Origin of the sequence: Candidatus Poriferisodalis sp. (assembly GCF_965204195.1) — a bacterium.
GTDB lineage: Bacteria > Actinomycetota > Acidimicrobiia > Acidimicrobiales > Poriferisodalaceae > Poriferisodalis.
In genome coordinates this window covers 2106364-2117053 of record NZ_OZ241975.1, presented here as the reverse complement: position 1 = coordinate 2117053, position 10690 = coordinate 2106364, and the positions used below count along the sequence as shown (strand labels likewise).

General features: G+C 66.9%; 10 protein-coding genes. 4 read left to right on the top strand and 6 right to left on the bottom strand.

All coding sequences use genetic code 11. The features are described 5' to 3' along the window. Window positions 1-23: 23 nt before the first annotated feature. From ACOGI8_RS09355 to ACOGI8_RS09345, 3 genes are all read right to left on the bottom strand, one after another. Window positions 24-1361, bottom strand: coding sequence for a sensor histidine kinase (locus tag ACOGI8_RS09355; protein WP_419853532.1), 1338 nt, complete (start codon window positions 1359-1361; stop codon window positions 24-26). 157 nt (window positions 1362-1518) lie between these two features. Next, complete coding sequence (locus ACOGI8_RS09350; protein ID WP_419853531.1) at window positions 1519-2199, bottom strand: response regulator; 681 nt, start codon at window positions 2197-2199, stop codon at window positions 1519-1521. Then, window positions 2196-2507, bottom strand: a complete 312-nt coding sequence (locus ACOGI8_RS09345; RefSeq protein WP_419853530.1) for a hypothetical protein — start codon at window positions 2505-2507, stop codon at window positions 2196-2198. The genes ACOGI8_RS09350 and ACOGI8_RS09345 overlap by 4 nt, the downstream gene beginning before the upstream one ends. Before the next feature lie 146 nt (window positions 2508-2653). On the opposite strand from ACOGI8_RS09345, the gene ACOGI8_RS09340 reads away from it, so the two are divergent. The 3 genes from ACOGI8_RS09340 (at window position 2654) to ACOGI8_RS09330 (ending at window position 5006) form a co-directional block, all read left to right on the top strand. Further along, window positions 2654-3160, top strand: coding sequence for an NUDIX hydrolase (locus ACOGI8_RS09340; RefSeq protein WP_419853529.1), 507 nt, complete (start codon window positions 2654-2656; stop codon window positions 3158-3160). Next, window positions 3157-4536: a DNA polymerase IV gene (gene dinB, locus ACOGI8_RS09335; protein ID WP_419853528.1), complete on the top strand. Its 1380-nt coding sequence runs from the start codon at window positions 3157-3159 to the stop codon at window positions 4534-4536. The genes ACOGI8_RS09340 and dinB overlap by 4 nt, the downstream gene beginning before the upstream one ends. Before the next feature lie 92 nt (window positions 4537-4628). Then, a complete protein-coding gene (locus tag ACOGI8_RS09330; RefSeq protein ID WP_419853527.1) occupies window positions 4629-5006 on the top strand; it encodes a DUF3040 domain-containing protein in 378 nt (125 codons plus the stop codon). Here the strand turns inward: ACOGI8_RS09330 and ACOGI8_RS09325 are convergent. The 3 genes from ACOGI8_RS09325 to ACOGI8_RS09315 are packed head-to-tail and all read right to left on the bottom strand — an operon-like array spanning window position 5003 to window position 9448. Then, the gene (locus ACOGI8_RS09325; RefSeq protein WP_419853526.1) at window positions 5003-7243 is read right to left on the bottom strand and encodes a transglutaminaseTgpA domain-containing protein; all 2241 of its coding nucleotides are present in this window, start codon (window positions 7241-7243) and stop codon (window positions 5003-5005) included. The two genes, ACOGI8_RS09330 and ACOGI8_RS09325, sit on opposite strands and share 4 nt — an antisense overlap. A 20-nt stretch (window positions 7244-7263) precedes the next feature. Further along, window positions 7264-8457: a DUF58 domain-containing protein gene (locus ACOGI8_RS09320; protein WP_419853525.1), complete on the bottom strand. Its 1194-nt coding sequence runs from the start codon at window positions 8455-8457 to the stop codon at window positions 7264-7266. A gap of 13 nt (window positions 8458-8470) precedes the next feature. Next, the gene (locus tag ACOGI8_RS09315; RefSeq protein ID WP_419853524.1) at window positions 8471-9448 is read right to left on the bottom strand and encodes an AAA family ATPase; all 978 of its coding nucleotides are present in this window, start codon (window positions 9446-9448) and stop codon (window positions 8471-8473) included. Between the two features lie 554 nt (window positions 9449-10002). Between ACOGI8_RS09315 and ACOGI8_RS09310 the strand changes: the two genes are divergently transcribed. Then, window positions 10003-10638, top strand: a complete 636-nt coding sequence (locus ACOGI8_RS09310; protein WP_419853523.1) for an HNH endonuclease — start codon at window positions 10003-10005, stop codon at window positions 10636-10638. The last annotated feature ends 52 nt before the right edge of the window (window positions 10639-10690 follow it).

Below are 10690 nucleotides of genomic sequence, written 5' to 3'. Positions count from 1 at the left end.
ATTCCATATGCGAGGGAGGTGTCTCACCGGTGCCCCGCAATGGGAAGCTCGACCACGAACCGGGCGCCGCGCCGGCCATCAGGCCGTGACTCGACATGCACCGAGCCGCCGTGACGGCGGGTGTGCTCGTACACCAGGGCCAGGCCCAGACCGGCACCAGTGCCGGCACCCCGCTTGCGCGCTGCCGCGCCCCGTGTGAAGCGCTCGAAGACCAGATCGCGCTCGGACGGCGTGACGCCTGGCCCGTCGTCCTCGACGGCGACTCGCACTAGGTTGCCGGGCCGTGAGATCCCTACCCGGGTGACACCGCCGCCGTGCTTCTCGGCATTGCGCAGCAGGTTGTCGAAGACCTGTGCGAGTCCTCGCTTGTCACCGATCACCACGGCATCGGTTGCAGCAGCGCTGATGTTCAGCTCCACATCGGGTCCGAGCGTGCCGACGCGATGCTGGACCAGCTCGGTGATGTTGACGAGACCTCGCTCGAAGACCGATCCGTCGGCATCGGGTCGGGAGATCTCCAAGAGGTCCTGCACGAGCTGCTGGAATCTGTCGACTTCGGCTGCGAGCAGGTCCAGTGCGGTTGCCCCTTGAGCGGACAGCTCATCGCGGTGGCCGTTCAGATAGTCGATCGAGCTTCGCAGGGTCTGCAGCGGCGATCGCAGCTCATGGCTCACATCGGAGGCGAACCTCGCGTCGCGCGCTATGCGGCGCTCCATGGCGTCGGCCATGTCGTTGAACGACTCGACGATCACGGCGAGGTCGGGATCGTCGCTGCGCTCGACCCGGGTGTCGAATCGACCGTGCGCGATCGAGTTCGCTGCATCGGAGACGGTCGCCAGCGGCCGCAACAGCCGCCCGCCGGCCCAAGCCCCGACGGCCACACCGATCAGCACTGTCAGTGCCGCCCCGACACCCAGAATCAGGCGCAGGCTGGCGAGCGTGGCCTCGATCTCCGAGAGGGGGACAACCTCGAAATACAGCGTCTCGCTGAGCTGTGACACCGCCGCCGGGCGCAGACGCAGGCCGAGCGCGAGCTGGGGGGCGCCGTCGAGCCGGTAGCGCATCGCATGGGCTTGATCGGATCGCTCCACTGCCTCCACGAGCTCATCGGGAAGATCGCTGGGCACGAGAGACGGCGACCGCCAGACGTCGGGCCCGGTTCGGACGATGGAGCGGCTGCCGCTGAGGCTCGGGAGCGATTCGAGCAGCACCGCGAAGTCAGGGCTCTCCGCACGCAGCGAGCCCTGCACCTGGGTGGCGTTCGCGAAGAACTGAGCCTCAGAGGAGTCTTGACGCAGGCCCAGCATCGAACCCCGGGAGAGGCTGTAGGTCATCACCACGAGCAGGAACGCCGCCAGCATCGCGCCCAGGGTGAAGGCACCGACAACGCGGGCGCGGAGCGGCAACCGGCGAAGTGGCCGGGGCCAGCGCAGCCTCATGTCACGCCAGGAATCCGGTTGCCGTCATCAGACACAACAGCGGGCGCCGGGGCTGCGGCCGGCGCAGCCTCATGTCCGCTCAGCCTCTGAGCTTGTAGCCCAGGCCGCGAGCTGTCGCCACGTAGCGCGGGCTGGCTGGATCGTCCTCGATCTTGAGGCGCAGCCGGCGGACATGAACGTCGACCAGGCGACCGTCGCCGAAGTAGTCGTAGCCCCAGACTCGTTCGAGCAGCTGTTCGCGGCTCAATACCTTGCCGGGGTTGTCGGACAGTTCGCAGAGCAACCGGAATTCGGTCTTGGTCAGGTGCAACTCGGCGCCGCCCTTGGTCACGACGCCCTCGTCGGGATAGATCTCGAGGTCGCCGACGGTTCGCGGCAGGTCACTGCCGTCCACGGTCCGGCTCCGTCGCAACAGGGCCCTGATGCGCGCAGACAACTCCTTGGGGGCGAAGGGCTTCGTGAGATAGTCGTCGGCACCAGCCTCGAGCCCCGCAACGACGTCGTGGGTGTCATCGCGGGCGGTCACCATGATGATCGGCACATGACTGATGCGCCTGATGGAACGGCACAGCTCGAACCCGTCGAGGCCGGGCAGCATGATGTCGACGAGCACGACATCGGTGCTCTCGGGCGTGAATCGCTCGAGGGCTTCCTCGCACGACTCGGCTTCGCTGACCTGCCAGCCTTCGTCCTCCAGCGCGAGACGCAGCGCCGTGCGGATCCGTTCGTCGTCTTCGACCGCGAGAACGTTGGTGGTCAACGCCGTGCTCCCCTCTTGCGGAGCTGTGCTGGGGCCTGGTCGGCCCATTCGCTCATGGAGCGCAGCACGAGGGCCGCGAGCGCGGCCACGCCAGCAGCGGCAGCCAAGGCGCCGATTGCCGTTCCGCCCAACGCCGGTCCGACGCATCCTTCGCTGCACTGCAGGGCGCTCGTCGCATATCCCGCGAGGCCGCCGCACACGGCCGCAATCACAATTGCACTGAAGGCCAGGGCCCGAGCCAGCACCGATGGCAGCGCAGTGGGCGCCGCAGTGAGCCCGATGCCGTCGCCGTCGTCGTGCGTGCTCACCCGCGCCATGGTACGGCCATTCGTGTAGCACATCGCCAATCGCCCTCCCTTCTTCCCGCTCATGTTCCCTGTCTTCATTCGATACAGGCTCACGGGCCGCTCAGGCCCGGGGCTCAGCCTCGCGCCTTGCATGGCAGACTGCGCCAATGCCGCCTGAAGTGCACCGATGGGCTGTGGCCGGCGGCATCCTCGCTCAAGATGATGCCGTGCTCATGGTCAACAACCGGCGGCGCAACGGCAGCACCGACTGGAGCACGCCTGGCGGTGTGGTCGATCCGGGCGAGACCGTGCTCGGAGCACTGACACGTGAAGTCGCCGAGGAAACTGGCCTGCAGGTCTCAGCTTGGGACGGCCCGCTGTACACCGTCGAGGCAGATGGCAGCGACGGACCCGGCTGGTTCCTGACAGTCGAGGTTCACGAAGCCCAGCAATGGAGCGGAGATCTGGACATCGCCGATCCCGATGGCATCGTCTTCGATGCCCGGTGGGTGAGCGTTGGCGAACTCGAAGATCTGCTCACCGGCCAGTACGCATGGATGGCCGAGCCATTGCTCATGTACCTCGACGGCAATGCGCCGCGCGGCCATGTGTTCCGGTACACCGTGACCGGGGACCATCGCGACGGATTGGTAGTGACGCCCGCCACCTCATGAACCAGCCACAGCGTCAACCGCCTGATGAGGCTGCGCCCGGCGAGCTGCCGATCCTGCATGTCGACATGGACGCGTTCTACGTGGAAGTCGAGCGCATGCGCGACCCATCGCTGATCGGCCGCCCAGTGATCGTCGGGGGATCCGGCAGGAGGGGCGTTGTTGCCTCCGCCAGCTATGAAGCACGGGCCACAGGCGTGCATGCGGCGATGCCCACAGCGCAGGCGCGCCGTCTCTGCCCGTCCGCCGTCGTGGTCACCTCGGATTTCTCCGGTTACATCGAAGCCTCATCGGCGATTGCAGAGGTCTTCGAGTCGGTCACGCCCCACGTGGAGCCCATCGCGCTGGACGAGGCCTTCCTGGATGTCTCCGGTGCCCACCGCTTGTTCGGCTCATCGTCGGAGATTGCCTGGCACCTGCGCAACGCCGTCCGGGAAGCGGTGATGCTCGACTGTTCTGTCGGTGTGGCTTCAAACAAGACGCTGGCGAAGCTGGCCTCGGTGGCGGCAAAGCCGACCGTGCACCCCGACGGACCCCAGCCGGGGCTCGGCGTCTGTGTGGTCAGTGCCGCTGAGGAGCGGGACTTCCTGCAGGCTCACCGTGTGGAGGCGTTGTGGGGGGTCGGCCCCGTCACGCTCCGCCGGCTGAACGAGATCGACATCTACACCGTGGGCGACCTGGCGGCTGTGCCGCTGGAGCAGCTGGTCTCGACAGTCGGTGCCGCGCACGGCGCGCATCTCGCTGCGTTGGCGCGGGGGATTGACGACCGGCCAGTCCATCGGGGAGGTCTCCCACGTTCGGTGAGCCACGAGCAGACGTTCGAGACCGATGTGACTGATATCGATCGCGTCCGGAGCGAAGCGGTACGCCTCGCCGATGCCGTCGCATCACGCCTGCGCGCCAGCGGGCTGTCTGGGCGGACCGTGACCGTGAAGGTCAAGCATCCCGACTTCTCATTGCGGACGCGAGCACACACGCTTCCCGAGCCGATCCAGACCGGACATGCGCTCGCCCATGTCGCACAGAAGCTGATCGGCACGCTCGATCTCCACTGTGGAATTCGCTTGCTGGGAGTTGCCGTATCCAACCTGGAAGAAACGGCGTCTGCAGAGATGGAGCCCGCGACAAGGTCACTCGACGAGCGCGAGGCAGCCTCAACGCAGCCCCACCAGATGGCACTCGACTTGGACCTGCCGCCCGATACCGCGACTGAGCGTGGTGACGAGACAATTCAGGGACCGACCGGTGACACCGAGCTTGACCTCAGGCTGGCAGATGCCCTTGATGCCATCCGAAACCGTTTCGGCCGTTCTGTCATCGCCCACGGCTCAGCAGCTCTGCGTGATGGCACGCCAGGCGAGCGTCGCTGGGGCCGCTGAGTGGTGCCGCACGTCAAGGGTGCGTGGAAGTAGGGCCGAGCGCGGTCCTACACTGGCAGCAACATCGGCAATACAGCATTTGGAGCCTGTGCGTGCCGCTTTCGGAAGACGAACAACGCATCCTGCTCGAGATCGAGAAGGACTTCTACGACACCGATCCCGAATTCGCGCGGGAGGTGTCGGAAACCACGCTGACTCGCCACGCGTTGCGCAACATCCGCTGGGCAGTGCTCGGTGGCATCTTGGGGCTCATCGGAATCGGCTTGGGTCTGCAGGTGCACTTCGCGCTGTCGTTCGTCGCGTTCCTGATGGTGTTTGCAAGCGCAGTGGTGATCGAGCGCAACGTTCGCAAGATGGGCAAGCTGGGGCTCGAGAAAGTCTCGGATTCGATCGCCAAGCGCTCCCGGCCGAACAACCCGGATTCCTTCGGCGACCGCATGCGGCGCCGCTTCCGCAACGACCCCAGCTAAACCCTGCCGTTGACGACTGCTCGGTTCCGGCGGCGGGAACGGGGCCCTGCCGTCAGCGTGGAAGGTCGGCATGCAGTCCCGATGCGATCCCAGCGGCTGCGCGCAGACCGGATGCGCGTTTCGAGATGCTGTGCATCCAGCCTGGCCTCGGTGACCGTCTGCGGTGCCGGGGGCTGGGCCGCATAGGCAGCCTCCTGAGCTGCGGCCGCTAACGAGCGCAGTTCGCCTGAATCGATGCGCAGCCGCCGGTCGACACGGTCGGCAAACTCAGCGTGGGTCTCGACGGCACGCTGATCGATGCCGAGATTGAACAGCGTCTCTGCAACGTCGTCCCATGCGGCACCGATAGCTGCGCGTGCATCGTGACGGGCGCGGCGATGGTGCAGTGCCCGGCGGATTCGCACGGCCGACGGCACGATGATGAGCCAGCCGATCCCGACCGCCAGCACTGCATAGAACGGAACGACGAGCCACTCCGACCAGCTTCCCGTCGGCGCCTGCGAGCCCTCGAAGTCGAGGACGTCCACGAAGCCTTCGAGATCGCCTGACAGGCCTTCCAGATCTTCGAGGCCCAACTCGCCGATGAATCCCGAGCCCGCCTCGCCAGCCGCCTCGGGGTCGCCCGGCACCACTTGCTGTGGCGCCACACCGGTGTAGACGACAGCTCCGGGAGCGCCTCGCCCCGGGGTCGGCTCGAAGTACACCCAGCGTCCGGCAATCCAGACCTCGGGCCACGCATGATAGTGCTCGCCCCTGACCACGTAGACGCCGTCGATCAGCTCTCCGGGGGTGAAGCCGACCGCGACGCGCGAGGGCAAACCGATCGCCCGGGCCATAGCTGCATACGTTCCCGCGAATTGCTCGCAATAGCCACGCCGCTCTTCGAACAGGAACTGCTCCATGCGTTCGGTGTCGTGCCCGCTGGGCACTCTCAGTGCGTAGACGAAGTTCTCGAGGAAGAAGTTCTGCAGCTCCAGCGCCTTCGCGTACGGGCCCGATGCGTCGGCCGTGATGTCGGCCGCAAGGCCGGCCACCCGCTGGTTGAAGCCGTCGGGCAGCGCCAGGTACTTCTCGGCGATGTCTGGCGGGACATCTCCGCTGGCCGCCACGAGACCTGCGACGGAGGGAATGCCCACACTTGAGCTGACCGTGTAGGTCATGCCCGACTCCAGTTCGCTGCTGTGCTCGGTGACCAGCGTGCCGGTCTCCGGGTCGTACAGCGCCTCGGGACCGTCGTAGGCGACGGGTTCGTATGCGGCGGGCAGCCAGATGCTGTCGAGCGCTCCAATCGTGAACTGCTGGGTGAGCAACTCATCGGTGGCTCGGCCGTCCAAGTGCCGGGCTGCATCCCCGTAGAGCTGCTCGGATCCCCAGAACGTCCCATCAAATCGGCTGAGGCCTGAAACCCTCCAGTACGCAGGGGCATCGGCCTCAACCCGGAACAACTCGGCACCTGAGGTGCCCACCAAGCGGCCCTGCGCATTGACCAGAGGGCTGATTGTCACCCTCGAAGCGGGGGCACTGCCGTCGAGGTCCTTCCATGAGACGATCGCCGGGGCGTCGCTGCCTGGCAGCAAGGGCACCAGCAGCGCAGCGCCGAGCGCGGCGGGGATTCCCAAGCGCAGTGCCGTGCGCATCGGCACGGTTGTGCGCCGCCGGTCGGACGCGCCCACCGATGTCCGGTCCCCGGTGTGGTGGATGCCATGTGCGGCCACGAACGCTGCTGCGCACACGACCATCGCGGCTGCACTGCGGATTCGCCATGCATCGGTACCCAATGCGGCCACGAAGGCGAGCACGAAGAAGGCGGGAAGCAGCCCTTCTCCTACCGACTTCGCGCGCAGCGCCAGTGCGTCGGCGACAAAGGCCGCTAGCCAGATGACAGCGCCGCCGACGAGCAGGAAACCCGCGGTGGCCGGCGTCGGCGCCTCCACGATGCCGAAGGCGTCCCAGGCCGCGGTCACGTCGGTCACCGCTTGCCGCAGCGTCTCGGCGGTGGGAAGCAATCGCAGCCAGAGCGTGTCGGAGTACAGGGCCAGTCCTTCGACGATGATCAGCATCACCGCCGATGCCGTCGCAGCGGCTGCAAAGGGCCAACGCTGGCGACGTGTGACCGCAGCCGAGGCATGGCCGCCCAACGCCAGGATGAGCCACAGCGGCGCGTAATCCCAGGCGTCGAACAGGCGGCGAGCGGTGAGAACCGAGAGCAGCGTCAGCAGCCAGAGGGAGACCTCCACCTGCCACAAGCTTCGCCCTCTCATGTGCGCACCGCGTTCGCTTGGGACGATGTCTGTGCTGCAGCCCACTTGGGTCCCAGCTCGGTGAGTGTGCTGATGTCGACAACTCCTGGGCCGCCTGCTGGCAGGGCATCCCCCGGTCTGCACACGCGGATGACGGTCATCGACGGGGTGCGCGATCCCGCCGCCGAGATTGCGTCTGCATCTCGCGCTGCGTCGAATGCGGTGCCCCCGAGCACCACGACCACTGCACCTACGGCCGTCGCCGCGGCTGCCGCAAGCGTGCTGCGCAGGGATCCCTGCGCCGATGTAGAGACGTCGGCGAGATGATCGAACAGCTGCGCCAGGCCTTCCCCTGACGTCACGAAGCCGGTGTCCGCTCCCGCCACCGTCAGCAATCGCAGCGGGTCGTGCCGAGTGGCGCTGGCGAGCACGACGCTTGCGGCAGCGGATACCGCAAGCTCGAAGCGCCCATCGGTAGGCGAGTCGGCATCAAAGGCGGTGCTGCGAGTGTCAAGCACCACCGTGACTCGGCTCCGGCGAGGCACTTCGTCTTCGCGCACCATGGGACGGCCGAGACGCGCCGTCGACGGCCAGTGAATGCGACGGACATCGTCTCCGGCCGTGTAGTCGCGCAGTGCGTAGAAGTCCTCGCCGATGCGCTGCAAGGTGTGAACGTCCGCAGCGAGGCCCAACGGTTCAGGCCCGCGAGCCAGGCGAGGCGGCACCAGTGTCTGCGTCGCTGGATAGACGACCAGCATCGTCCGTGGGCCGTCGCCGATGGAGGTGCGAGCCAGGCCGAGCGGATCGACGACGCTGACATCCGCCGGTCCAATTTCCAAGCGGCCCCGGCGTTGAGTCGGCAGCAGGTACGACGTGTTCAGACGCTCGGCGGCGAGCAGCGGGCCGACTCCCAGGCGCGCACCCAGCGTGCCGGTCACCGGGTCGGTCAGCTGCAGCACCGGCGCGGGCCCGCCCAGGTTCGTGACGACGAGTTGCACCCGTGCCTTGCCGCCTGCATGGACGCGCGCAGGCTGAACCGAACGCTGGATCCTGAGACGGATCCGGCGCGTCCGGGTCCACACCACCGAGCCCGAGATCAGTGCGATTCCTGCCAATGCGAGCACCAAAAGCTCGCTCATGCCGAACAGCCGGCCAGCCCCGGCGGCGACTGCTGAGCCGATCCCGACGGACCAGCCCCGCCGCGTCAGCATTCGGCTCAGCCTCTTAGCCGGCGGTGGGGACAGCGACAGCGTCGAAGATGTCGCGCAGGGCAGTCTGGGGGGTCAAGCCCTGCAGCTGAGCATCGGCGCTCAGGCGGATCCGGTGACCGAGCACTGGCTCAGCGACGGCCTTCACATCGTCGGGCACCACGTAGTTCCGGCCGGCGGCCAGTGCACGCGCCTGTGCCACGCGCTGAAGGTCGAGCGTGGCTCGCGGGCTGATGCCCAGCGTGATCGTGCCGCGCTGTCGAGAGGCATCGGCCACGGCGACGATGTAGCGGCGCAGCACCGGCGCAACGTGGACTTCGGTGACGGTACGGGTCATTGCCAGCACCTCGCTGGCTGTGGCAACCGGCTCAAGCGTGATCTCTGTGGTGCCGTCGTGGAGATCGAGCACCTCGACGGCCGAATCCGCATCTGGATAGCCAATGCTGACGCGCATCAGGAAGCGGTCGAGCTGAGACTCGGGTAACGGGTAGGTGCCCTCGTGCTCGATCGGATTCTGTGTGGCGATCACCATGAACGGCTGACCGAGCGGCCGCGTCGTGCGGTCGATGGTGACCTGGCGTTCCTGCATCGCCTCGAGCAGTGCCGCCTGCGTCTTCGGGGAAGCCCGGTTGATCTCGTCAACCAACACGATGCTGGAGAAAAGCGCGCCAGGACGGAAGTCGAACGTGCGCTCGCGCTCATCCCAGACGTTGACGCCGATGACGTCCGACGGCAGCACGTCCGGCGTGAATTGGATCCGGCCGAACGGTGCGTCAATTGAGGCTGCGAGCGATTTGGCGAGGCTGGTTTTGCCGACTCCCGGCACGTCTTCGATCAGCAGGTGTCCATCGCACAGCAAGCACAGCAGCGAGAGCCCGACCGCGTCGGATTTGCCACGAATGACCCGCTCCACGTTCGCAGTGATGCGCTCGAACGTCTGCCGGAACGTCTCGGCATCGGCCACGTGCGTTTGCGGGGGAGTGTGATTGCGCACGGCGTCTGGCTTTCGGGACTGGAAAATTCCGTGTAGCCGGCCTCTGGGCCGGGACTCGGAGAACGCTGTGAGGCTACTCAGCATCACTTGTGCTCACGGGCCGCTGCAGGGCGGCATGATCCTCTGTTCCCAGCGATCCAGTGCGTCAAAAGGTCACAGCGTTTCCCAGCGCCTCCGCAGCTATGGCATCTGTGCCGATCCGTGAGCGCTCTAAGGTGGCCCGGTGCGCCGATCACGGACTCCACGCAGCCCCCGCATTGGGGCGGCTCTCGTGGCTGTGGCAATGTGCCCGCGGTTATGGCTCACTGCTGGGCGAGCCATGAGGCGGTTGATTCCATCGCGCTGGTGGATTCGCCCGCCGTTCCTGCCAGTGCCTCACCGCGACTATGTCCGATTCCGTCTGTTGACCGCCGTCGGCTCTGACGGCAGTGCGGCCGCCGAACCCGCTGATCTGATCCAATGGCTGGAATGGTGCCGACGCTGGCCCTCCGCTACTGCGGTACAACCGTCGCATGAAGCCCGGGGTCCTGAGCCAGCGACACTGAGGCCATGACATGACCTCCGTTCGAACGGCCGCGCACGCGCCGCAGCGGGTCGCCGATGCGGTCAACGGGAATGGTGCGACCAACGGCCATGCGGCCATTCGCGATGGGAAGATCTTGCGGCCCCGCACGGTGCTGTCGGAACGGACACTGGTGCTCAACGTCACCTACCAGCCGCTGTCGATCACGACCGTGCGGCGCGCCCTGTTGCTCGTGCTGGCGGGCAAGGCCGATGTCGTTCACACCAGGTCAGGCAGCATTCGCTCGCCGCGCCTGACGATGTCGGTGCCCTCAGTCGTGCGGTTGACATATCACGCGCGGGCGCCCTACCGGAGGCGTGCGCCGCTCCACCGGCGGGCCGTGTTCGCGCGCGATGCCTACCGCTGCCAATACTGCGGGAGCCGAGCCGAGTGCATCGACCATGTCCACCCGCGCAGCCGCGGTGGGGAGCACACGTGGGAGAACGTGGTGGCCTGCTGCCGGGCGTGCAACGTGGGCAAGGGCGATTCGTTGCTCTCAGAGGGCCGGTACAGGCTGCGCCAGACCCCGTACGCCCCCGAGCCGCTCGCCGTAGTGGCGGCAATGCGCGGCGATACTCCCACCGAGTGGACCGACTACCTCGGCGATCTACGGCCTCAGCTCGTCTGAACTGCGCGGCACGAAGCTGCGGACGGCCATCTGCCATCGTGTGCCTGTGGCC

What these genes read in the sequence shown, in the direction of transcription:
- ACOGI8_RS09355 (WP_419853532.1), bottom strand. Translation starts at nt 1,361, where the DNA reads ATGCTGGCGGCGTTCCTGCTCGTGGTGATGACCTACAGCCTCTCCCGG.
- ACOGI8_RS09340 (WP_419853529.1), top strand. Translation starts at nt 2,654, where the DNA reads ATGCCGCCTGAAGTGCACCGATGGGCTGTGGCCGGCGGCATCCTCGCT.
- dinB (WP_419853528.1), top strand. Translation starts at nt 3,157, where the DNA reads ATGAACCAGCCACAGCGTCAACCGCCTGATGAGGCTGCGCCCGGCGAG.
- ACOGI8_RS09320 (WP_419853525.1), bottom strand. Translation starts at nt 8,457, where the DNA reads ATGCTGACGCGGCGGGGCTGGTCCGTCGGGATCGGCTCAGCAGTCGCC.
- ACOGI8_RS09310 (WP_419853523.1), top strand. Translation starts at nt 10,003, where the DNA reads ATGACCTCCGTTCGAACGGCCGCGCACGCGCCGCAGCGGGTCGCCGAT.